We start from the raw sequence: 22,503 nt of genomic DNA, 5'->3' as shown, positions 1-22,503 counted from the left end.
CCCTCACCCAGCTTCAACTAGGCGGCAAGCCGCCAAGTTTTCGCAACCCTCTCCCGCAAGGGGAGAGGGGAATGAGGTTGAGATACGATTATGACCGACAAGCCGACCATCGACCAATGGGCCGCCGCCGCCGACAAGGAAGTGAAGGGCCGCGATCTGACCTGGCACACGGCCGAGGGGATCGACGTCAAGCCGCTCTATACCGCCGAGGATGTGCAGGTTGATCCGGGCCTGCCCGGTTTCGCGCCCTTCACCCGCGGCGTGCGCGCGTCGATGTATGCGGGGCGGCCGTGGACGATCCGGCAATATGCGGGCTTTTCGACCGCCGAGGAATCGAACGCTTTCTATCGCCGCAACCTTGCGGCGGGGCAGAAGGGGCTGTCGGTCGCTTTCGACCTCGCGACGCACCGCGGCTATGACAGCGATCACCCGCGCGTCACCGGCGATGTCGGCAAGGCGGGGGTCGCGATCGATAGCGTCGAGGATATGAAGATCCTGTTCGACGGCATCCCGCTCGACCAGATGTCGGTTTCGATGACCATGAACGGCGCGGTGATCCCCATCCTCGCCTTCTTCATCGTCGCGGGCGAGGAGCAGGGGGTCGACCGCAAATTGCTCGACGGGACGATCCAGAACGACATCCTCAAGGAGTTCATGGTCCGCAACACCTATATCTACCCGCCCGAACCCTCGATGCGGATCATCTCGGACATCTTCGGCTACACCAGCCGCGAGATGCCGAAGTTCAACAGCATCTCGATCAGCGGCTATCATATGCAGGAAGCCGGGGCGACGCAGGTGCAGGAACTGGCCTTCACCATCGCCGACGGCGCCGAATATGTGCGCTATGGCGTCGCGAGCGGCCTCGACATCGACAAATTCGCGGGGCGTCTGTCCTTCTTCTTTGCGATCGGCATGAATTTTTTCATGGAGATCGCCAAGCTGCGCGCCGCGCGAGTGCTGTGGCACCGCGTGATGACCAACCTTGGCGCCAGGGACGAGCGGTCGAAGATGCTGCGGACGCATTGCCAGACCTCGGGTGTCTCGCTCACCGAGCAGGACCCCTATAACAATGTCATGCGCACGACGATCGAGGCGATGGCGGCGATGCTGGGCGGGACGCAGTCGCTGCACACCAACGCGCTCGACGAAGCGATCGCGCTGCCAACCGATTTTTCGGCGCGCATCGCGCGCAACACCCAGATCGTCATCCAGGAAGAAACCGGGATGACCAAGGTCGTCGATCCGCTCGGCGGCTCATACTATGTCGAGGCGCTGACCCAGGAGCTGGTCGACAAGGCGTGGGAGATCATCGAGCGCGTCGAAAAGGAAGGCGGCATGGCGAAGGCCGTCGCCGCAGGCTGGCCCAAGGCGATGATCGAAACCGCCGCCGCGGCGCGGCAGGCGCGCGTCGATCGCGGCGACGATGTGATCGTCGGGGTGAACAAATATCGCCTGAAGGATGAAGACCTGCTCGAAACGCTCGAGGTCGATAACGCCAAGGTGCGCGAAGGCCAGATCGCGCGGATCAACAAGACCAAGGCGAACCGCGACGAAAGTACGTGCCAGGCGGCGCTGAAGGCGCTGCGCGACGGCGCGGCGGGGCAGTCGAGCATCGAGAACAACCTGCTCGCGCTCGCGGTCGAGGCGGCGCGCGCGCGCGCGACGCTCGGCGAGATTTCGTCGGCGATGGAGGAAAGCTTCGAGCGTTATGGCACCCAGCCGACGCCGGTGAAGGGCGTCTATGCCGCGCCTTATGCGGGCGACCCGCGCTGGCAGGCGGTGATCGACGGCGTTGCCGCGGTCGAACGGCGCATGGGGCGCAAGCCGAAGCTGCTCGTCGCCAAGATGGGACAGGACGGGCATGATCGCGGCGCGAACGTCATCGCCTCGGCGTTCGGCGACATGGGGTTCGACGTCGTGTCGGGGCCGCTGTTCCAGACGCCCGAGGAGACGGTGGTGCTGGCGCTCGATTCGGGCGTCGATGTCGTCGGCGCGTCGAGCCTCGCGGCGGGGCACAAGACGCTGATCCCCGAACTGATCGCCAAGCTGCGCGAGGCCGGCCGCACCGACATCAAGGTCATCGCGGGCGGCGTCATCCCGCCGCAGGATTATGATTATCTGCGCGACGCCGGGGTGCAGGGCATCTATGGCCCCGGCTCGAACGTGGTCGAATGCGCCGCCGACGTGCTGCGCCTGCTCGGCCACAATATGCCGCCATTGGAGGATGCCGCATGAGCGACACCATCGACGAAGCCAAGGTAAGCGCCGCGCCGGGGGCAGACGATGCCGACACCTTCCTCTACGACTATTTCAAGCATCTGACGTCATTGTCGGTGCTGACCTTGGGCGGGGTATTGGCGATTTCGACCGGGACGGAAGCGGCGGGCGCGTCGCGCGCGTCGATGATCGCCGTGGTCGCGCTGGTCGGCGTCGCCGCATTGTTTGCGTTCAGCGGGACCAGCGAAATCGTCCGGCAAAAGGCGACCGGCAAGATCAAGAGCAAGTCGCTGACCTTCTATCGCGTTGGGGCGCCCATCGCCCTGTCGCTGGGCGTCGGTGCTTTCCTCTATCTTTTCCTGAAAGGTTTTCCGGCATGACACAGAAACCCGAAACGCTGGCGGTCCACGCCGGCACCGCGCCCGATCCGACGACCAAGGCGCGGATCACCCCGATCTATCAGACCGCCTCCTATGTGTTCGACGATGTCGATCACGCCGCGCGGCTGTTCAACCTTCAGGAATTCGGGAATATCTACACCCGGATCATGAACCCGACCAACGGCGCGCTGGAGGGCAAGATCGCGGCGCTGGAGGGCGGGCAGGCGGCGCTGGCGGTGGCGTCGGGCCATGCCGCGCAGTTCCTGGCCTTTCACACGCTGATGGAGCCCGGGTGCGAGATCGTCGCGGCGAAGAAACTCTATGGCGGCTCGCTCAACCAGATGGGGCAGAGCTTTCGCAAGATGGCGTGGACGACGCGCTTCGTCGATGCCGACGATGCGGGCAATGTCGCCGCCGCGATCAACGACAACACCCGCGCGGTGTTCATCGAAAGCCTCGCCAACCCCGGCGGCGTGGTGCAGGACATCGAGGCGATCGCGAAGGTCGCGCACGATGCCGGGGTGCCGCTGATCGTCGACAATACGATGGCGACGCCGATGTTGTGTCGCCCGATCGAGCATGGCGCCGACATCGTCGTCCATTCGACGACCAAATTTTTGAACGGCCACGGCAATGCGATCGGCGGGGTGATGATCGACGCGGGGTCGTTCGACTGGGCGAAGGGTGGCAAATATCCGACGTTGAGCGAGCCCAATGCGTCCTATCACGGCCTGAAATTCACCGAGGCGTTCGGTAATCTCGCCTTCATTCTCGCCGCGCGGACGCTCGGCCTGCGCGACCTCGGCCCGGCGCTCGCGCCGATGAACGCCTTCCTCGCGCTGACGGGCATGGAGACGCTGGCGCTGCGCATGGACCGGCATTGCAGCAACGCGATCGAGCTTGCCCAATGGCTGAAAGCGCATCCGAAGATCGACTGGGTCTCCTACGCCGGCCTGCCCGACAGCCCCTATCATGGCCTTGCCAATAAATATCTCGGCGGTCGCGGCGGGTCGGTGTTCACCTTTGGCCTCAAGGGCGGGTATGACGCGGGGGTCAAGCTCGTCTCGTCGGTCAGGATGTTCAGCCACCTGGCCAATTTGGGCGACACGCGCTCGCTGATCATCCACCCCGCCTCGACCACCCACAGCCAGCTTTCCGAAGCCGAGCTGGTCGAGGCCGGCGCCGGTCCCGACGTGGTGCGCGTGTCGGTCGGCATCGAGCATATCGACGACATCATCGCCGACCTGGCGCAAGCATTGGAGAGCATCGCATGAGCGAGACCCGCACCGACTGGACGCGCGAGGAAATCGCCGAACTGTTCGACCTGCCGTTCGACGAACTGATGTGGGAGGCGCAGGGCGTCCACCGCCGCCATCATGCGCGGGGGCAAGTGCAGCTCTGCACCTTGCTCAGCATCAAGACCGGCGGTTGCCAGGAAGACTGCGGCTATTGCTCGCAGTCGGCGCATGCCGACAGCGGGCTGAAAGCGACCAAGCTGATGGACGTCCGCGCCGTGCTGCAAGCGGCGGCCGAGGCGAAGGATGCGGGCTCGAAACGGTTCTGCATGGGCGCCGCATGGCGCAACCCCAAGGACCGCGACATGCCCGCGATCGTCGAGATGGTCGAGGGGGTGCGCCAGATGGGCATGGAAACCTGCATGACGCTGGGGATGCTCAGCAAGGAACAGGCGCAGACGCTCGCGGTCGCGGGGCTCGATTATTATAATCACAATATCGACACCAGTCCGGAGAATTACGGCAATATCATCTCGACACGGACGTTTCAGGACCGGCTCGACACGTTGGAAGAGGTTCGCAACGCCGGGATCAACGTCTGTTCGGGCGGGATCGTCGGGCTGGGCGAGACGCGCGCCGACCGCGTCGGCTTCGTCCACGCGCTCGCGACGCTCGAACGCCATCCCGAGAGCGTGCCGGTCAACGCGCTGATCCCGATCAAGGGCACCGTGCTCGGCGACATGCTCGCCGACACGCCGCTGGCGCAGATCGACGACATCGAATTCGTCCGCACCGTCGCCGTCGCGCGCATCACCATGCCCAAATCGATGGTCCGCCTGTCGGCAGGCCGCGAGAGCATGTCGGAGGCGACGCAGGCGCTCTGTTTCATGGCGGGCGCGAACAGCATCTTCACCGGCGACAAGCTGCTCACCACGGGGAACCGCGGCGACAGCGCTGACGCCGCGCTGTTCGCGAAGCTGGGGCTGCGGCCGATGGAGAGCGAGGAGCCGATGCGGATGGAGGCGGCGGAGTGAGTGGGTGGAGCCGATTGCTGTCGTGGTTGCGGTTGTGGGCTTGCTCCTGTGGCTGATGTTTGTGTCGGGCATGTTCATGCACGGCGATTGAGATGAGTGTCCCCCCTCCCGCTTGCGGGAGGGGTTAGGGGAGGGCCTGTTCCCTTCGAGAAAGTTTCGATTTTCGTTTGCGGACAGGCCCTCCCCCGGCCCCTCCCGCAAGCGGGAGGGGAGTATAGAGTGTTCAAGAAAATCCTGATCGCCAACCGCGGTGAAATCGCCTGCCGCGTTATCAAGACCGCGCGCCGCATGGGCATCGCGACCGTTGCCGTCTATTCGGACGCCGACGCGCGCGCGCCGTTCGTGGCGATGGCCGATGAGGCGGTGCATATCGGCGCGTCGCCCGCGTCCGAATCCTATCTGATCGCCGACAAGATCATCGCGGCGTGCAAGGAAACCGGGGCCGATGCGGTGCATCCGGGCTATGGCTTCCTGTCCGAACGCACCAGCTTTGCCGAGGCGCTGGCCAAGGAAGGCATCGCCTTCGTCGGCCCGCCGGTGAACGCGATCGCGGCGATGGGCGACAAGATCGAATCGAAAAAACTCGCGCTGGCGGCGGGGGTCAATGTCGTCCCCGGCTTCGTCGGTGAGATCGACGATACCGAACATGCGGTGCGTATCTCGAACGAGATCGGCTATCCGGTGATGATGAAGGCGTCGGCGGGCGGCGGCGGCAAGGGGATGCGGCTGGCTTATGATGAGAAGGACGTCCGCGAAGGCTTTGAGGCGACCAAGCGCGAAGGCCTCAACAGCTTCGGCGACGACCGTGTGTTCATCGAGAAGTTCATCCTCAATCCGCGCCACATCGAGATCCAGATTCTCGGCGACCAGCATGGCAACATCCTCTACCTCAACGAGCGCGAATGCTCGATCCAGCGGCGGCACCAGAAGGTGGTCGAGGAAGCGCCGTCGCCCTTCGTCACCCCCGCGATGCGGAAAGCGATGGGCGAACAATGCGTCGCGCTGTCGCGCGCGGTCGGCTATTATAGCGCGGGCACGGTCGAACTGATCGTCAGCGGCGCCGACCCGACGGGCGAGAGCTTCTATTTCCTCGAAATGAACACGCGGCTCCAGGTCGAGCATCCGGTGACCGAGGCGATCACCGGCATCGACCTGGTCGAACAGATGATCCGCGTCGCGGCGGGCGAAACGCTGGCGATGACGCAGGACGACATCAAGATCGACGGCTGGGCGATCGAGAACCGCGTCTATGCCGAGGACCCCTATCGCGGCTTCCTGCCCTCGACCGGGCGGCTGACGCGCTATCACCCGCCGGTGAAGGGCTGGACCGACGACGGCGCGGAGAATGGCCGCCGCGGCGTCGACGGCGTGCGCGTCGATGACGGCGTGTTCGACGGCGGCGAGGTGTCGATCTTTTACGACCCGATGATCGCCAAGCTGATCACCTGGGGCCAGACGCGCGACGAGGCGGCCGATTTGCAGGTCGCGGCGCTCGACCGCTTCGAACTCGAAGGGCTCGGCCACAATATCGATTTCGTCTCGGCGATCATGCAGCATCCGCGCTTCCGCTCGGGCGAGTTGACGACGGGCTTTATCGCCGAGGAATATCCCGAGGGTTTCCACGGCGCGCCGACCGACGACGCGGTGACGCGCGCGCTAGCGGCGATCGCGGGCTTCATGGCGAGCGCCGAGGCCGACCGCGCGCGGCGCACCGACGGTCAGCTCGGCGACCGGCTCGACCCGCCCGCCAAATGGCAGGTGACGATCGGCGGCGCGAGCCACAAGGTCAAGCTGGGTCACAAGCATATCAAGGTTGACGGCGAAAAGGTCGACATCGCGCTCGAATATACGCCGGGCGACCGGCTGGTCATCGCCGAGATCGACGGCAGCGAACTGGCGGTGAAGGTCGCCAAGACACGCAGCGGCTGGCGGATGACGACGCGCGGGGCCATTCACGAGGTGCGCGTGCTGCCCTGGCATGTCGCCCCGCTCGCGACGCACATGATCGAGAAAGTGCCGCCCGACCTGTCGAGATTCCTCATCTGCCCGATGCCCGGCCTGCTCGTCGCGCTGCACGTGGGTGAGGGCGACGCGGTCGAGGCCGGGCAGCCGCTCGCGACGGTCGAGGCGATGAAGATGGAGAATATCCTGCGCGCCGAAAAGACGGGTGTCGTGAAGACGGTGAACGCGGCGCAGGGCGACAGCCTGGCGGTCGACGCGGTGATATTGGAGATGGAATAAACCTCCTGAAATCGAGGACAGCTACGCGCGAGCGGTGAGGGGCGCCCTGACCCTCACCGTGCTTGTGCCCGTCGATCCTGTCGTGCTGTGCCTGGGGTCGCGAAATTTTCTCACCAAAGGCATTCGATGCCTTTGTGGCATCGCGCGAACTCGCCGATCATCGCACATCTGCCGATTTGTTCGCGGCTCCCGTCCCTGGCGCCCGCTTGTCCCGTTCGACCGATCGCGCGAAGAATGACCGCGTCGCGCGTGGATGGAACGCATTCAGATAAATAGCGTTTTTGATCGGAGACGCCCGCCTGCCAGACAGCCGCGGCTATCGGGCCCTCACAGACCTTTCATGTGGGAGAGCTGCGATGTCGAAATCCAAGAACTCGTCCGGCCAGAAAAATTCTTTACGCGACCATCCGCCGGGATCCGGTCAGGTGCCGACCGAAGCGGTCCTTGGCGCGGGCGGGGAGCTTCACCAGAATGTTTCGGCCAAGATCGCCGATGATGATGGGGCTGCCTTTCTGACCGACAATTTCGGCCACCGCATTTCCGACAACCAGAACAGCCTCAAGGCAGGCGAGCGCGGCCCGACCCTGCTCGAGGACTTCGTCCTTCGCGAGAAAATCTTTCATTTCGACCATGAGCGTATTCCCGAACGCATCGTCCATGCGCGCGGATCGGGCGCGCATGGCGTGTTCGAATGCACCAAGGCCATTCCCGGTCTGACCAAGGCGTCGATCTTTCAGAAGGCGGGCGGCACCTGCCCGGTCTTTGTGCGTTTTTCGACCGTCGCGGGCGGCGCCGGGTCGATCGATACGCCGCGCGACGTTCGCGGTTTCGCGGTCAAGCTCTATACCGACACCGGCAACTGGGACCTTGTCGGCAACAACATCCCGGTCTTCTTCATCCAGGACGCCATCAAGTTCCCCGACCTCGTCCACAGCGTGAAGATGGAGGCCGATCGCGGCTATCCGCAAGCGGCGAGCGCGCACGACACGTTCTGGGATTTCATCGGCCTGATGCCCGAGTCCATGCACACGATCATGTGGGCGATGTCCGACCGCGCGATCCCGCGGTCGCTGAGGATGATGGAGGGTTTCGGTGTCCACACCTTCCGCTTCGTCAATGAAAAGGGCGAGGGCAAGTTCGTCAAATTCCACTGGAAGCCGGTGCTTGGCATCCAGTCGACGATATGGGACGAGGCGGTCAAGATCGCGGGTGCCGATCCCGATTTCCATCGCCGCGACCTGTTCGAGGCGATCGACGCCGGCGATTTCCCGGCGTGGGATCTCGGCGTGCAGCTGTTCGACGAGGCTTTTGCGGCAAAGCAGCCCTATGACGTGCTCGACGCGACCAAGCTGATCCCCGAGGAAGATCTTCCGGTCGAGATCATCGGGCGCATGACGCTCAATCGCAACGTCGACAATTTCTTTGCCGAGACCGAGCAGGCCGCATTCCTGCCGACCAACATCATTCCCGGCATCGATTTCACCAACGATCCGCTGCTCCAGGGGCGGCTCTTCTCCTACCTCGACACGCAGAAATCGCGGCTGGGGACGACCAATTTCCACCAGATCCCGATCAATGCGCCCAAATGCCCGTTCCATAATTTCCAGCGCGACGGGATGATGCAGACGCTGGTTCCTACCGGCCGCGCCAATTACGAGCCCAACAGCCTGGTCGAAGCCGGGGAGGATGGCGGCCCGCGCGCCAGCCCCGAAACGGGATTCACGACCTTCACCGCCAACGACGAGCGCAACGATCCCGGACAGAAGCTGCGCATCCGCGCCGAGTTGTTCGCGGACCATTATAGCCAGCCGCGTCTTTTCTACCGTTCGCAGACGGACAATGAGCAGGCGCATATCGCCTCGGCGCTGGTGTTCGAGCTGTCGAAGGTGACGCTCGATCATGTTCGTGCGCGGGTCGTATCGCGGCTGCGCAACATCGACGAAGGCCTGGCCAAGCGCGTCGCGGAAGGGCTGGCCATCGACCTGCCCGAAAAGGCCAAGGCGGCGAGAGCGCCGATCGACATGGCGCCTTCCGACGCGCTGTCCATCCAGAAGCGCGCGAAGGACATGCTCAAGGGCCGCAAGGTCGGCATATTGTTCGCGGACGGATCGGACAAGGCGGCCATCGACGCGCTCAAAGCTGCGATCGAAAAAGCCGGTGGCACGGCTTTCCTCGTCGCGCCGAAGGTCGGCGGCATCAAGGTCAAGGGCGGCACGCTCAAGGCCGACGGGCAACTCGCCGGATCGCCCTCGGTGCTGTTCGATGCGGTCGCTTCGATCCTGATGCCCGACGCGGCCGCAAAGCTGGCGAAGGATGGCGCGGCGGTGCAGTGGTTCATGGATGCCTATGGCCATTGCAAGACCATCGGCCATTGTAGCGGATCGCAGATCCTGATCGACAAGGCGAATGTCCAACCCGACGAGGGCGTCGTCCCCGTCGAGGATTTCATGAAGACGGGGGTAAAACGCCATTGGGCGCGCGAACCCCATGTGCGTGATCTGGCGTGAAGGAGAGGATGAGATGAAAACCCGGACCATCGAAGACGGCAAGGCCAAGCGCAAGCCGGCCGCCCAGGCCAAGGCGGATGCGGTCGCCAAGGCGAAGGCCGCCGCACCCGATCTGGCCGCGCGGATCGGCAGCGCGCCGAAGACGAAATTCAGGGGCGATCCCGATATCTTCGGGCGGCTGGTCGAGGATCACGACCGCCACCGCGCCCTGCTCGCGATGATCGAGGAAACGACGGGCAAATCGCCTGACCGTGAGGCGGTGTTCCAGGAATTGGTGAAGGAGCTCAAGGCCCATGCCGCGGCGGAGGAGCAGGCGCTCTGGTCGACCGTGATGCGCGATCCCGCGACGACCGACGATGCCCGCCATGCCGTCGCCGAGCATAAGGAGATCGAGGACATGCTCGCCGATCTGGCCGCGCGCGACATGGCCTCGCCCGGCTGGCTCCGGCGCTTCGCCGGCCTCAAGGACGAATATCTCCATCATATCGGCGAAGAGGAGCAGAAGCAGTTCGTGGCCGCCGAGAAGCATCTGCAATCGGCCGATGTCCGCTATATGCGCGGCGTCTTCAACCGCCGCAAAAAGGAAGAAAAAGCCGCGGCGAAGGTCGAGAAGAAGATCAAGCTCAAGGATTGAGTCTCAATGACGGCGACAGGCGCGATGCCCCCGACGCTGGGGCTGCTGCGCCTGTCGCGGTTTACAGACGGGCCATCCCTCGGCCATTGGACGCGCTGGATTTCCGCCTTCGCGGGAATGACGGAGATGATCGATGCACTTGAGTCACGCCGCCGACGCCCCCGCCGCCGAGGCCATTTCCTTCGACGATTTCCTGCGCGTCGATATCCGCGTCGGCACGATCGTCGAGGCCGAGCCCTTTCCCGAGGCGCGTAAGCCGGCCTTCAAGCTGAAGATCGACTTCGGCCCGGCGGTCGGGGTGAAGAAAAGCAGCGCGCAGATTGTGTCGCGCTATGGGCTTGACGAATTGCCGGGGCGGCAGGTCGCGGCGGTGGTCAATTTCCCGCCACGCCAGATCGGGAAATATATGTCCGAGGTGCTGACGCTGGGCTTCGCCGACGAAGCGGGCGAGGTCATCCTCTTCGCCCCCGATCGCGCGGTGCCGAATGGGTCGCGGCTGTTCTAACGCTCGTCAGGTGCCCCGCCCATCAACCGCTTCGCGAGGAACAGCTTGAACAGGATGAACGCTACCAGTCCGACCGTGGCGGTGCCGACGTGGAACAGCCAGAAGCTGGTCGTCGGCATCGACGAATACCAGCCGCCGACCGTGCCGACGATGTAATTGGCGGCAAAGAAGGCGAGGTAATAGATGCCGATGATCGTCGCGTTGAACCGCGCGGGCGCGAGTTTGGTGAACAGCGCGAGGCTGACGGGCAAGATGTGCGCGAAACCGATGCTGTTGAGCAGGTGGAACATCACCGGCCAGAACAGGCCGATCTTGCCGTCGCCCTGTGTTGCCGCCGCGAAGACCAGGCAGAGCCCGCCCGCGATGGTGAAGACGCTGCCGATGATCATCTTGCCGAGTTCGTCGGGTTCGCGGTGGCGTTTGCCATACCAGACATAGAAGGCGGCGACCGCCGCGAGCATCGAGAAACTCGCCGCCGCGTCGATCGTGATCATCCAGCTTGTCGGCAGCGTCGTTCCAAAGAAACTCAACTGGAAATGCTGATCGGCCCAGACGAGATAGGCGTTGAAGATTTCCTGGTTGGTGAGCAGCGCGACCGCGAGGACGGGGACGAGCGTCAGCACCGCCGAGATGCGCAGCCAATCCTGCCGGGTCATCGGCTCGGCGGGTTTCGCATCGGCATTTTTGGAAGGCCGATTGTCAGGGGGCAGCCATGGTCCGGCCATGATATAGAGGATCAGGCCGAGCACCATCACGACCCCGGCGGTGGCGAACCCCCAGTGCCAGCCGACCTTCTCGCCCAGCGTGCCCGAGATCAGCGGCGCCGCGATCACGCTGACGTTGATCGCGATATAGAAGATCTGGAACGCCATCGCGCGGCGCAGGTCGTTCGGGCCGTAAAGCTCGCCGACCTGGCTGGCGATATTGCCCTTGAACAGCCCGACCCCGACGATCAGCGCGAGCAGTGCGAAGAGGAAAGCGCCCTCGAACGCCATCAGGAAATGCCCCACCGCCATGACCAGGCCGCCGAGGATGAGCGTCGTCCGCCGCCCCAGCCAGCGGTCGGCGATCAGCCCGCCGAGGATCGGCGTCAGATAGACGAGCGAAGTGTAATCGCCGAAAATCTTTGACGCGAAGGGCTGACCGTCGATCCCGCCATACCAGCCGCGCAGGGTTTCGAGCCCGACCACCCCCGCCGCATGTTCGGGCAGCAGCAGATAATTGACCATGTAGAGCACGAGCAAAGTCTGCATCGAATAATAGGAAAAGCGCTCGCACCCCTCGACGAAAGCAAGGTAGCCGAGCCCCTTGGGATGGCCCAGAAAGGCGCGGTCGCTGTGGTCCGCCTCGAAATCGGGCGTCGCTTCGGCGATGGTCATGGATTGTCCCCCGGTCGATCTTGCTGCTGGAACCCTAAGGTTTCAGATGAAACTTGCCAGTGGCAATCGACGAACGGCGGGGTAGGATCGTGCGGGAAGGGGAGCGGGTGATGCGCGGACGGATATTGGGCTGGATGATGGCGTTGGGACTTGCGGCGGTGGCGGCACCAGCCGGGGCGGAAGAATTGCGGGGCGGGGGCTATGACGTCATGGTCGTGCGCGATCAGGTCTATGGCCGCGGCCTTGTCGATGCGTCGAACGCGGGCGGGCGGATGCGCGATCTGCGCATGGATGTCTATCGCCCGGTCGAGGAAGGCCGTCCGCTCGCCGATCGTCCCGCGATCATCATGGTTTTCGGCGGCGCCTTTTATCGCGGTTCGAAGGGCGCCGATCATTTCGAGGAGGATGGTGCGTCGGATTCGTCGATGGCCGATTATTGCACGCGGTTCGCGCGCGCCGGCTATGTCTGCGCCGCGATCGAATATCGGCTGGCGCCCGAAGACCCGGGCATCGCGCACGAGCCCGACCCCGCCATGCTTCTGCCGCGCGCGCTTTTGACGGGGCCGGCCGCGACGGCGCGCATCGAGACGGTTCGGGCGCGCATGGCGCTGCCGCCGCTCGACGACGAATCGCGGGCGCAACTCTGGCGTGGGTATCTCGCCGCGACCGACGATCTGGCGGCGGCGGTTCATTATGTGCGGGACCATGCGGCGAGCCTTGGCACGGCGCCCGATCGCATCGCGATCGGCGGATTTTCGGCGGGCGCGATCACCGTGGTCAACGGGGCCTATGGCATGGCGCTTCCGGTCAAGGCGGTCGTCGCCCTATCGGGCGCGATGGGCGCCTATGACATCCGCAAAAGCGTTCGCAAGGGCATGCCGCCCGGCCTTTTCTTTCTGGGGCAGAATGACCTTGCCGGGATCCAGATCGGCGCGCGCGCGGCGCTCGCCGCCCTGAAGCAGGCAGAGGTTCCGACCGAAAGCGCGTGGGTTCCGGGCTTTGGGCATTTTTACCCGATGGGCGCCGTCAGCTTGGGGAGCGACATGAGCCGCTCCACGGTCGAGACGCGCATTCTCGATTTCCTCGGGCGGACGATGGGAGCGAAAGCGGTCGAACCCTAGGGTCAGGACGCCTTAATTCCACGATCGAGGCGTCGAAATGGCGAAGATATCAGGCTTGGGCGGGTGCAGCGGGTAGCATCGCTACCCGCAAGGCCGCACGGGCCTGAGATCGAGGCCATTTCGACGTCCCTGCGGGATTTGACCGATTTTGCCCATGGCTTCGTCGGCAAGTCTTGAAATATCGACATATTCCTTCGCCTTGCCTCCTCGCCCTGAGCAAAATCGCTTCAAACCTCGATCGTGGAATTAAGGGGTCCTGACCCTAGTCGTCGATCAGCGCGACGGCGCGAATCCACCCCGCGCTCGCGCGTTCGATCTTCACCGGGAAGCAGCTCAGCGTCCAGCCGGTCGGGGGCAGCGCGGCGAGGTTCGTCAGTTTTTCGATCTGGTAATAGGGTCTGATCCGCCCCGCCTTATGGCCTTCCCAGATGATCGACGGATCGCGCGTTTCGGCCCAGCGTCTTGCGGTATGGCTGAACGGCGCATCCCAGCTCCACGCATCGGTGCCGACGACCTGCACGCCGCGCTCCGTCAGATAGAGCGTCGCCTCGGCGCCCATGCCGCAACCCTGGTCGGTGAAATATTCGGTGCCGTAGATTGCGCCCGACTGGACGAGGACGATGTCGAGCGGCTGGAGCGTGTGGCCGATGCGCGCGAGTTCGGCCTCGACCTCGGCGCCGCTCACGACATGGCCCGCGGGGCGATCCGAAAAATCGAGCTTCACGCCGGGACGAAAGAACAGGTCGAGCGGTGCTTCGTCGATGCTCGGCGCCGCGCTCGCGCCGCTGTCGGTCGTCGAATGGAAATGCCACGGCGCGTCCATATGGGTGCCATTGTGGGTGCTGAGCGTCACGCTTTCGACCGCCCAGCCTTCGCCGCCCGGAAGGTCGTCCTTCGTCAGGCCGGGAAAGAACATCGCGATCTGCTCCCACGTGTTTTCGTGGGTCATATAGGTGATCTGCGGGCGCATCACCGGCGGGTCGGACACGACATGGTTGGTGATCGGGATCGAAAGGTCGATGAACTGCATGGCGTATAGTCTGCCACCGGAATGACGCTACGCCAAGAAGGCTTGCGCGATGACATGCGGGAGTTAGAGATGGCGCAAAGCCCGAACCGGGGCAGGGGAGAGTGTATGACCGACGCAGCCGCCGTCGCCGACCATGGCGGCGCCTATCAGCCGACCGTGCAGGATATCCGCCTGGTCATCGCCGCTTCTTCGGCGGGGACGATCTTCGAATGGTATGATTTCTTCATCTACGGCACGCTCGCGGCGATCATCGGCAAAGCCTATTTCCCCAGCGACAATGCGACGCTCGAAGTGCTGCTCGTCTGGGCGGGGTTCGCGGTGGGGTTCGGTTTCCGGCCGCTCGGCGCGGTGCTGTTCGGCTTTCTCGGCGACCGGCTGGGGCGCAAATATACCTTCCTGATCACCGTCACCCTGATGGGGATCGCGACCGCGGGCGTCGGGATGATCCCGTCGGCGGCGACGATCGGCATCGCCGCACCGATCATCGTCATCGCGCTGCGCATCCTGCAGGGACTTGCGCTCGGCGGCGAATATGGCGGCGCCGCCATTTATGTGGCCGAACATTCGCCGCCCGAAAAGCGGGGTTTTTACACCAGCTTCATTCAGGCGAGCGTCGTCGGCGGTTTCGTGCTGAGTCTGATCATCGTCCTCGGCTGCAAGGCCGTGATGGCCGACGCGACATGGGAAAGCTGGGGCTGGCGGGTGCCGTTCATTCTGTCGCTGGTGCTGCTTGCCATTTCGCTGTGGATGCGCCTCAAACTGTCCGAAAGCCCGGTGTTTCGCGCGATGAAGGCCGAAGGCGAACTCGCGAAAAATCCGCTCAAGGAAAGTTTCACCTATCCCGGCAATCCGAAACGCATTTTCGTCGCGATGATCGGCATCGCTGCCGGGCTGACGGTGATCTGGTACACCGCCATGTTCTCGGGCCTTTCCTTCCTCAAGGGGCCGATGAAGGTCGACGAGACCGCCGCCGAAATCATCGTCGGGGTGGCCGCGGCGCTCGGCATGGGTTTCTTCGTCTGGGCGGGGCGGTTGTCGGACCGGATCGGGCGGAAGAAGCCGATCGTCTGGGGCTATGGCGTCACGCTGGTGCTGCTCTTTCCGCTGTTCTGGTGGATGGGCAGCGTCGCCAACCCGGCGCTGGAGGCCGCCGCCGAAAAGGCGCCGATCACCGTCACGGGGTCGCAATGCAGCTTCGATCCCTTCGCCAAGCAGCAGGCGACCGCCTGCGGCAAGACGCTCGGCGAACTGACCAAGCTGGGGGTGCCCTATAAGGTGGTGTCGCGCGACAGCGGCTTCGACAGCGTCGCGATCCATATCGGCGGCAAGCAGGTCGCGAGCGATGATCCGGTCCTGCTCAAGCCCGCGCTCGAGGCGATGGGCTACAGCTTCGAGCCGCAGGTTCCCGGCGTGCTGGGCATATCCGTCATCCTCGTCGTACTGCTCGGGCTGAGCGCCTTGTCGGGCTTCACCTATGGCCCCGTCGCCGCGCTGCTGTCCGAAATGTTCCCGCCGCACGTCCGCTATTCGTCGCTGTCGATCCCCTATCATATCGGCTGCGGCTATTTCGGCGGTTTCCTGCCGCTGATCGCGAGCTTCATCATCGCCAAGACGGGCAACGCCTATGCCGGCCTGTGGTACACATGGGGCGTGGTCCTCGTCGCCTTCCTGATCACCATCTTCATGCTGGAGGAGCCGGTCGAGGGCCAGTGGGACAAGCCGCGCGCGGGCTGACCCATTGGCGCTGCCGGCAAAGGCGTATAGGCCGGACGAATGATCGACATCGCGTCCCCGCTCCGCCTTCGTCTCGATTCCGCCGCGCTCGTCCGCAACTGGCAATGGCTGGCGTCGCAAAGCGGCGCGGCGGCGTGCGGCGCGGCGATCAAGGCCGACGGCTATGGGCTGGGCGCCGCGCAGGTGATGCGTCATCTTGCCGCCGCGGGATGCCGCGACTTTTTCGTCGCGACCTGGGCCGAGGCTGCGGCGGTAATGCCGCTGGCCGGCGATGTGTCGCTGTCGGTTTTCCACGGGGTTGGGGAGGCCGATATGGTCGCCGCGCGGACGCTGCCCGCGCGGCCCGTCCTGAACAGCGTCGAGCAGGTCCAGCGCTGGCGCGCGGCGGGCGAGGGGCGGCCTTGCGACGTCATGGTCGACACCGGCATGAACCGCCTCGGCCTGCGGGTCGAGGAAGCGCTTGGCGGCGCGCTCGACGGGCTGGCGATCGAGACTTTGCTCAGCCATCTCGCTTCGGCCGACGAGGATAGCAACCAGAATGCGCGGCAACTTGCCGCCTTCCGGGTCGTGCGGCAGGCTGTCCCGGCGCGGCGCTATAGCCTCGCGAACAGCGCGGGCATCTGCCTAGGCCGCGACTATGGCTTCGACCTGACGCGCCCCGGGCTGGCGCTTTACGGTGGCGTGCCGAGGCGCGAGGCGGCGGGGCATATCCGCCAGACCGTCTTTCCCGAAGCGCGGGTGCTGCAAATGCGCGACGTGCGCGGCGGCGAGGCGGTCGGCTATGGCGCGGCCTGGACCGCCCCGGCGGACGCCCGCGTCGCGATCGCCAACATGGGCTATGCCGACGGCTATCTGCGCTGTCATGCAGGCAGCGGCGGCGCGACATGGAACGGCCACGCGCTGCCGCTTGTCGGCCGCGTTTCGATGGATATGATCGCCTTCGACGCGAGCGCGGCCGCCGGCCTTGCCGAGGGCGAGTGGCTGGCGATCGATTACGACCTGCCATCGACCGCCGCGCGCAGCGGCCTGTCGCAATATGAACTGCTCACGGGGTTGGGGAAGCGGTTCGAGCGTGCGTGGCTTTAGGATTGGGAGGCATTGCACTGAACATGGTCCCGAACCTGTCGACCGCCACCCGAATCGGGTGCACGGGCCTCGCATGTTGCGGCGCATCAATATTTGATGTTAAAGTCGGGTGTCACGAACGGGGACGGGCGAACCGGGGCGGGAACGGCCGGCGGCGATCGATCAGGAGTGTAAGGGCAGCATGGCAAAGTCAAAGACGGCCGCGGACGGCGATGTCGTCACCATCAAGAAATACGCCAACCGGCGCCTCTATGACACCGAACGCAGCTGCTACATCACGCTCGATGATCTGGGCGCGATGGTGCGTGAGGGGCGCGATTTTCGCGTCGTCGATGCGAAAAGCGGCGATGATATCACGCACAATGTGCTGACACAGATCATCATGGACACCGAAACGCGCGGCGAGACGCTGTTGCCGGTCACTTTCCTGCGCCATCTGATCGGCATGTATGGCGACAAGATGCAGTCGATGGTGCCGCAATATCTGGAAGCGTCGATGACCGCCTTCCGCAAGAACCAGCAGGACGTCCGCGCCGCGATCGAAGGCGCCATCGGGTCGAACCCGCTCGCCGAACTGACGCGCCGCAACCTCGAGATGTTCCAGCAGGCGGCGGGGGCCTTCATCCCAGGCGCGGCCGCCGGCAAGGGCAAGGACGCCGAAATCGCCGCGCTCAAGGCCGAAATCGCCGACCTCAAGGCCGCACTCGCCAAACAGAAATAATCCGGGCCCCCTCGCGCCCCAGCACGGAAAACAGGACAGATGATCAAGCATGCGCTCAGCGTAACCCGTCAGGCCGACTTCGCGGCCTGGTATCAGGATGTCGTCGCCGAAGCCGACCTTGCCGAGGAATCGGGGGTGCGCGGCTGCATGGTGATCAAGCCGTGGGGCTATGGTATCTGGGAACGCATCCAGGCGGTGATGGACGCGAGTATCAAGGATGCGGGGGTCCAGAACTGCTATTTCCCGCTGTTCATTCCCTTGAGCTTCTTTGAGAAGGAAGCCGACCATGTCGATGGTTTTGCAAAGGAAATGGCGGTGGTCACCCATCACCGGCTGATCGCCGACGGGAAGGGCAAGCTCGTCCCCGACCCCGAGGCGAAGCTCGAGGAGCCGCTGATCGTCCGCCCGACGTCGGAGACGGTGATCGGTTCGGCGATGAGCCGCTGGGTGCAGAGCTGGCGCGACCTGCCGCTGAAGGTCAACCAATGGGCCAATGTCGTGCGCTGGGAAATGCGCACGCGCATGTTCCTGCGCACGAGCGAATTTCTGTGGCAGGAAGGCCATACCGCGCACGCCGACAAGGATGACGCGATGGCGGAAACGCTGCGCGCGCTCGAAATGTATCGCGCCTTCGCCGAAGAGGTGCTGGCGATGCCGGTGGTCGCGGGCGAAAAGCCCGAGCACGAGCGCTTTCCGGGCGCGGTCGCGACCTATTCGATCGAGGCGATGATGCAGGACGGCAAGGCGCTTCAGGCCGGCACCTCGCACTATCTGGGCACCGGCTTCGCCGAGGCCGCGGGCATCCGTTACCAGGACAAGGACGGCGGTCACAGCCTGTGCCACACGACGAGTTGGGGCACGTCGACGCGGATGATCGGCGGCGTCATCATGACCCATGGCGACGACGACGGGCTGCGCTGCCCGCCGCGCATCGCGCCGCACCAGATCGTCATCGTGCCGATGCTGCGCGACAATGAGGAGGACGCGGCGATCCTCGACTATTGCCGCGACCTCGAAACGCGGTTGAAGGGGCTCGATGCGTTCCGCGAGCCGGTGCGCGTGCTGCTCGACGCGAGCGCGAACAAGGCGCAGACCAAGCGCTGGGGCTGGGTCAAGAAGGGCGCGCCGATCATCGTCGAGATCGGCCCGCGCGATGTTGCGGGACGCAATGTCGCGGTGATCCGCCGCGACCGGCTGTACCAGGAGAGCGGCAAGCTCAATTCGGCCTTCGTCGCCAAGGAGGATTTCGTCACGAGCGTGGTGGCGACGCTGGAGGATATTCAGGCGAGCCTTCATGCCGAGGCCAAAGAGCGAATCGATACGAACATCCGCCGCGATGTCACGGATTTGAAAGCGCATTTTGCGGGCGACGACAAGTTCACCGGCTGGGTCGAGGTACAATGGTCGCGCCCGACCGGCGATGTGCTTGACGGGATCGTCGAACAATTGAAGGCGCTCAAGCTGACGATGCGGAACACACCCTTGGGCGCTGCGCCCACCGACGGCACCTGCTTCTTCACCGGCGCGCCCGCGGTCGAGCGCGTGCTGATAGGGCGGACCTATTGATTTTGTTCGCGCGGAGACGCGGAGACGCGGCGAAGGTCGCTCGGGCCGACAGGCCCCTTTCTCCATCCAGCGATGCGCCTTGGCGCGGCGCTGGAAAGAGAAAACCGCTTCGCGGCAGGCGCGACCTCTCCGCGTCTCCGCGTCTCCGCGCGAACTATAGGGACGACCCGCGATGAAAAAGCCCAAGCCGCAACCCGGACTCCCGTCGCGCGAACAGATTCTTCGTTTCATTGAGGACAGCAGCGGCGCGATCGGCAAACGAGAGATCGCCAAGCATTTCGGCCTTCACGGCGGCGAGAAGATCGCGCTGAAGGCGCTGCTCAAGGACATGACCGACGAGGGGCTGGTCGATATGGCGCCGGGGCGGGCATTCCACAAGCATGGCGGACTGCCCCGCGTCACCGTGCTGCGCGTCGCGGCGGTCGAGGGCGGCACCGTGTGGGCGGTGCCCGAACGTTGGGAAGCCGCCGGCCCCGCGCCGCGACTGCGCGTGATGGAGCAAGGCCGTAAGGGCGCCCTCGGCGTCGGCGATCGCATCCTCGCGCGCACCGAAGAGCGCGGCAGCGGCCATGTCGCGCACCCGATGAAAAAGCTTCAGGCGGGCGGCGAGACGGTCATCGGCGTGCTCGTTTCCGACACCGGACCCGGCGGCAAGCCGATGACCTGGCTGCGTCCCGCCGACAAGCGCGCGCGCTTCGATTTCGCGGTTGCCGACATGGGCGACGCGAATATCGGCGATCTGGTCCGCGCCGAACTGACGGGCCGCGGCCCGGCGACCAAGGCGAAGGTGATCGACCGCATCGGCGATCCCTTCGCGCCGCGCTCGCTCAGCATGATCGCGATCGCCCGGCATGAAATTCCGCATGTCTTTGGCGAAGAGGTGCTGGCCGAGGCCGAGCGGGCGGCGAAGCTGCCGTTGACTGCCGACGGGCGCGAGGATCTGCGCGCCCTGCCGATCGTCGCGATCGACCCCGCCGACGCGCGCGACCATGACGACGCCGTCTGGGCGATCCCCGACGAGGATGCGAAGAACAAGGGCGGTTTTCGCGCGATCGTCGCGATCGCCGATGTCAGCTATTATGTCCGCGCCGACGGCGCGCTCGACCGCGAGGCGCGGCGGCGCGGCAACAGCGTCTATTTCCCCGACCAGGTCGTCCCGATGCTGCCCGAGACGCTGTCGGCGGGCGTCTGTTCGCTGAAAGCGGGCGAGGATCGCGCCGCGATGGCGTGCCATCTGGTCGTCGACAAGCATGGCAAGGTGACGTCATGGCGCTTCACCCGCGCGCTGGTGCGGCTGCGCGCGAATATCGCCTATGAGGATGCGCAGGCGGCCCATGACGCCGACGAACCCAAAGATGGCTGGGATGCCGACGTGCTGCCCGCGCTCCAGCATCTCTGGGGCTGCTGGACCTTGCTCGCCAAGGCGCGCGCGGCACGGGCGCCGCTCGACCTCGACCTTCCCGAACGGCAGGTGATCCTCGACGAAAAGGGTGGCATCGCCGAGATTCGCGTCCGCGAACGGCTCGACGCGCACCGATTGATCGAGGATTATATGATCGCGGCGAACGTCGCGGCGGCCAAGGCGCTCGAGGCGAAGAAATCGCCGGTCATGTACCGCATCCACGAGCCGCCGAGCCGCGAGAAGCTCGTCAGCCTCAAGGATTATCTCGAAACCTTCGAGCGGAGCTTCGCGCTCGGGCAGGTCATCACCCCCGCGGTGTTCAACCGGCTGATCGACGGTTTTTCCGAAGACGACCGCTTGCCCGAAATCATGCAGGCGATCCTGCGCAGTCAGACGCAGGCCTATTATGGTCCCGCCAACGCGGGGCATTTCGGGCTCGCGCTCGGCAGCTACGCCCATTTCACCTCGCCGATCCGCCGCTATGCCGACCTGATCGTCCACCGTGCGCTCGTCGACAGCTATCGCCTCGAAGTGCCCGGCAAGCCCAAGGGGCTGCCCGAACGCACCGGGCTGGGCGAAGCCGACGCCAAGGGATTGTCGCGCATCGGGGAAGCGATCAGCGCGCTCGAACGCCGCGCGATGGAGGCCGAGCGCGAGACGATCGACCGCTATGTCGCGGCCTATCTGGCGACCAAGACCGGCGAGATCGTCGCTGCGCGGATCACCGGGGTGCAGCCCTTCGGTTTCTTCGCGACGGTCGATGGGCTGGGCGGCGACGGGCTGGTGCCGGTGTCGACGCTGGGGAGCGAGCGGTTTTTCTATGACGAGGCGGCGCGAACGCTCGACAGCGAGCATGGCCGCGTCAGCTATGCGATCGGGCAGCATCTCGACCTGCGGCTGATGGAAGCGAACCCGATCAGCGGCGCCCTCCGCTTCGCGCTTCCCGACGCCGACGACAATCCGCCCGCCAAGCGCCCGCCTCGCCGCGACGGAAAGGGCAAGCCGATCGTCGGCAAGCGCGGGCGGCCTGCGAACATTCGCCATCAGGGGCGGCGGCGTTAAGACGGCGCGCGCCGAAAGGCACGCTTTCCGAGGCCGCCGTAAAAGTGCATGTGTCCCCGCTGTCCCCGCGAAGGCGGGGATCCATCTCCGGTGGGTTCAAAATGGCGCCGATCGGTGATGGGCTCCCGCCTTCGCGGGAGCGCACGGTTGAGTCTGGTTGGGAAGATGCCGAATCCTTGCGGGCTCAGCTCAGCGCATCGAGCCGGGCGATGTCGATGCCGCCGGGGACCAGCATTACCGGGCAGGGCAGGGTTCCGGCATCCTGTCCGGTGAAATAGGTCACCAGCGGCCCCGGCGCGCCGCTCGCCGCGGTTGCCAGCACCAGCGCCGAGATATCCTCATTCTCGCGGATCACCTCGCAGACGGCCTCGGTCGGCTTGCCCGATTTGACCATCGTCTGCGCCGTGATATTGGCTTCGCTCATCACCGCGGCGGCGGCGGCGGCGATCAGCCGTTCGGCATGTTCGCGCGCTTCGGCCTCGATCGTCGCCTGGACGCCGCCGAAAGCGACGAAGTCCTGCTGCGGAAGGATGGCGAGCACCGCGATCCCGCCGCCCGTCCGCGCCGCCCGCCGCGCCGCGAAACGCAGCGCCAGGCTCGCCTCCGGGCTGTCATCGATCACCACCAGATACGTCCGCATCGCCCG

Annotated in this window: 17 protein-coding genes; 14 read left to right on the top strand and 3 right to left on the bottom strand. The window is 65.0% G+C overall.

Annotated elements, in window-relative coordinates:
• Positions 1-90: 90 nt before the first annotated feature.
• The 8 genes from scpA to CVO77_RS02860 all read left to right on the top strand — a co-directional run bounded on the left by scpA (position 91) and on the right by CVO77_RS02860 (position 10,756).
• Complete coding sequence (gene scpA, locus CVO77_RS02895; RefSeq protein ID WP_105997810.1) at positions 91-2,238, top strand: methylmalonyl-CoA mutase; 2,148 nt, start codon at positions 91-93, stop codon at positions 2,236-2,238.
• The gene (locus CVO77_RS02890) at positions 2,235-2,600 is read left to right on the top strand and encodes a hypothetical protein (protein WP_105997809.1); all 366 of its coding nucleotides are present in this window, start codon (positions 2,235-2,237) and stop codon (positions 2,598-2,600) included. Before scpA ends, CVO77_RS02890 begins: the two co-directional genes overlap by 4 nt.
• The gene (locus tag CVO77_RS02885) at positions 2,597-3,874 is read left to right on the top strand and encodes an O-acetylhomoserine aminocarboxypropyltransferase (protein ID WP_105997808.1); all 1,278 of its coding nucleotides are present in this window, start codon (positions 2,597-2,599) and stop codon (positions 3,872-3,874) included. The genes CVO77_RS02890 and CVO77_RS02885 overlap by 4 nt, the downstream gene beginning before the upstream one ends.
• Positions 3,871-4,869, top strand: coding sequence for a biotin synthase BioB (gene bioB, locus CVO77_RS02880; protein ID WP_105997807.1), 999 nt, complete (start codon positions 3,871-3,873; stop codon positions 4,867-4,869). The genes CVO77_RS02885 and bioB overlap by 4 nt, the downstream gene beginning before the upstream one ends.
• Positions 4,870-5,088: 219 nt before the next feature.
• The gene (locus CVO77_RS02875; RefSeq protein WP_105997806.1) at positions 5,089-7,110 is read left to right on the top strand and encodes an acetyl-CoA carboxylase biotin carboxylase subunit; all 2,022 of its coding nucleotides are present in this window, start codon (positions 5,089-5,091) and stop codon (positions 7,108-7,110) included.
• A gap of 356 nt (positions 7,111-7,466) precedes the next feature.
• Positions 7,467-9,617: a catalase gene (locus CVO77_RS02870; RefSeq protein WP_105997805.1), complete on the top strand. Its 2,151-nt coding sequence runs from the start codon at positions 7,467-7,469 to the stop codon at positions 9,615-9,617.
• Between the two features lie 13 nt (positions 9,618-9,630).
• The gene (locus CVO77_RS02865; protein WP_105997804.1) at positions 9,631-10,251 is read left to right on the top strand and encodes a hemerythrin domain-containing protein; all 621 of its coding nucleotides are present in this window, start codon (positions 9,631-9,633) and stop codon (positions 10,249-10,251) included.
• Between the two features lie 133 nt (positions 10,252-10,384).
• The gene (locus CVO77_RS02860; RefSeq protein WP_105997803.1) at positions 10,385-10,756 is read left to right on the top strand and encodes a tRNA-binding protein; all 372 of its coding nucleotides are present in this window, start codon (positions 10,385-10,387) and stop codon (positions 10,754-10,756) included.
• Here CVO77_RS02860 and CVO77_RS02855 read toward each other — a convergent pair.
• On the bottom strand, positions 10,753-12,135 hold the full coding sequence (locus tag CVO77_RS02855) for a peptide MFS transporter (RefSeq protein WP_105997802.1): 1,383 nt from the start codon (positions 12,133-12,135) through the stop codon (positions 10,753-10,755). The genes CVO77_RS02860 and CVO77_RS02855 overlap by 4 nt on opposite strands.
• 110 nt (positions 12,136-12,245) lie before the next feature.
• Here CVO77_RS02855 and CVO77_RS02850 point away from each other — a divergent pair, with 110 nt between their 5' ends.
• A complete protein-coding gene (locus tag CVO77_RS02850) occupies positions 12,246-13,256 on the top strand; it encodes an alpha/beta hydrolase (RefSeq protein WP_242446076.1) in 1,011 nt (336 codons plus the stop codon).
• A 262-nt stretch (positions 13,257-13,518) separates the two neighbouring features.
• Here the strand turns inward: CVO77_RS02850 and CVO77_RS02845 are convergent, their stop codons facing one another.
• On the bottom strand, positions 13,519-14,286 hold the full coding sequence (locus CVO77_RS02845; protein ID WP_105997800.1) for a cyclase family protein: 768 nt from the start codon (positions 14,284-14,286) through the stop codon (positions 13,519-13,521).
• Between the two features lie 105 nt (positions 14,287-14,391).
• Here CVO77_RS02845 and CVO77_RS02840 point away from each other — a divergent pair, with 105 nt between their 5' ends.
• The 5 genes from CVO77_RS02840 (at position 14,392) to CVO77_RS02820 (ending at position 21,857) form a co-directional block, all read left to right on the top strand.
• Positions 14,392-16,020, top strand: a complete 1,629-nt coding sequence (locus tag CVO77_RS02840; RefSeq protein ID WP_105997799.1) for an MFS transporter — start codon at positions 14,392-14,394, stop codon at positions 16,018-16,020.
• 39 nt (positions 16,021-16,059) lie between these two features.
• Positions 16,060-17,106, top strand: a complete 1,047-nt coding sequence (alr, locus tag CVO77_RS02835) for an alanine racemase (RefSeq protein WP_105997798.1) — start codon at positions 16,060-16,062, stop codon at positions 17,104-17,106.
• Positions 17,107-17,287: 181 nt separating this feature from the next.
• A complete protein-coding gene (phaR, locus tag CVO77_RS02830; protein ID WP_105997797.1) occupies positions 17,288-17,827 on the top strand; it encodes a polyhydroxyalkanoate synthesis repressor PhaR in 540 nt (179 codons plus the stop codon).
• Positions 17,828-17,866: 39 nt separating this feature from the next.
• Positions 17,867-19,393, top strand: coding sequence for a proline--tRNA ligase (gene proS / locus CVO77_RS02825; protein WP_105997796.1), 1,527 nt, complete (start codon positions 17,867-17,869; stop codon positions 19,391-19,393).
• 172 nt (positions 19,394-19,565) lie between these two features.
• Positions 19,566-21,857 (top strand): ribonuclease R family protein, encoded by a 2,292-nt coding sequence (locus CVO77_RS02820; protein ID WP_105997795.1) that lies wholly within the window; start codon positions 19,566-19,568, stop codon positions 21,855-21,857.
• Positions 21,858-22,041: 184 nt separating this feature from the next.
• Here the strand turns inward: CVO77_RS02820 and CVO77_RS02815 are convergent, their stop codons facing one another.
• Positions 22,042-22,497 carry a universal stress protein gene (locus tag CVO77_RS02815; protein WP_105997794.1) on the bottom strand — a complete coding sequence of 152 codons (456 nt, stop codon included), beginning with the start codon at positions 22,495-22,497 and terminating at the stop codon, positions 22,042-22,044.
• Positions 22,498-22,503: the final 6 nt, after the last annotated feature.

This window comes from Sphingopyxis lindanitolerans (genome assembly GCF_002993885.1).
Classification (GTDB): domain Bacteria; phylum Pseudomonadota; class Alphaproteobacteria; order Sphingomonadales; family Sphingomonadaceae; genus Sphingopyxis; species Sphingopyxis lindanitolerans.
This window is presented reverse-complemented; position numbering and strand designations above follow the sequence as displayed.

What these genes read in the sequence shown, in the direction of transcription:
- scpA (WP_105997810.1), top strand. Translation starts at nt 91, where the DNA reads ATGACCGACAAGCCGACCATCGACCAATGGGCCGCCGCCGCCGACAAG.
- CVO77_RS02890 (WP_105997809.1), top strand. Translation starts at nt 2,235, where the DNA reads ATGAGCGACACCATCGACGAAGCCAAGGTAAGCGCCGCGCCGGGGGCA.
- CVO77_RS02885 (WP_105997808.1), top strand. Translation starts at nt 2,597, where the DNA reads ATGACACAGAAACCCGAAACGCTGGCGGTCCACGCCGGCACCGCGCCC.
- bioB (WP_105997807.1), top strand. Translation starts at nt 3,871, where the DNA reads ATGAGCGAGACCCGCACCGACTGGACGCGCGAGGAAATCGCCGAACTG.
- CVO77_RS02870 (WP_105997805.1), top strand. Translation starts at nt 7,467, where the DNA reads ATGTCGAAATCCAAGAACTCGTCCGGCCAGAAAAATTCTTTACGCGAC.
- CVO77_RS02865 (WP_105997804.1), top strand. Translation starts at nt 9,631, where the DNA reads ATGAAAACCCGGACCATCGAAGACGGCAAGGCCAAGCGCAAGCCGGCC.
- CVO77_RS02860 (WP_105997803.1), top strand. Translation starts at nt 10,385, where the DNA reads ATGCACTTGAGTCACGCCGCCGACGCCCCCGCCGCCGAGGCCATTTCC.
- CVO77_RS02855 (WP_105997802.1), bottom strand. Translation starts at nt 12,135, where the DNA reads ATGACCATCGCCGAAGCGACGCCCGATTTCGAGGCGGACCACAGCGAC.
- CVO77_RS02850 (WP_242446076.1), top strand. Translation starts at nt 12,246, where the DNA reads ATGCGCGGACGGATATTGGGCTGGATGATGGCGTTGGGACTTGCGGCG.
- CVO77_RS02845 (WP_105997800.1), bottom strand. Translation starts at nt 14,286, where the DNA reads ATGCAGTTCATCGACCTTTCGATCCCGATCACCAACCATGTCGTGTCC.
- CVO77_RS02840 (WP_105997799.1), top strand. Translation starts at nt 14,392, where the DNA reads ATGACCGACGCAGCCGCCGTCGCCGACCATGGCGGCGCCTATCAGCCG.
- alr (WP_105997798.1), top strand. Translation starts at nt 16,060, where the DNA reads ATGATCGACATCGCGTCCCCGCTCCGCCTTCGTCTCGATTCCGCCGCG.
- phaR (WP_105997797.1), top strand. Translation starts at nt 17,288, where the DNA reads ATGGCAAAGTCAAAGACGGCCGCGGACGGCGATGTCGTCACCATCAAG.
- proS (WP_105997796.1), top strand. Translation starts at nt 17,867, where the DNA reads ATGATCAAGCATGCGCTCAGCGTAACCCGTCAGGCCGACTTCGCGGCC.
- CVO77_RS02820 (WP_105997795.1), top strand. Translation starts at nt 19,566, where the DNA reads ATGAAAAAGCCCAAGCCGCAACCCGGACTCCCGTCGCGCGAACAGATT.
- CVO77_RS02815 (WP_105997794.1), bottom strand. Translation starts at nt 22,497, where the DNA reads ATGCGGACGTATCTGGTGGTGATCGATGACAGCCCGGAGGCGAGCCTG.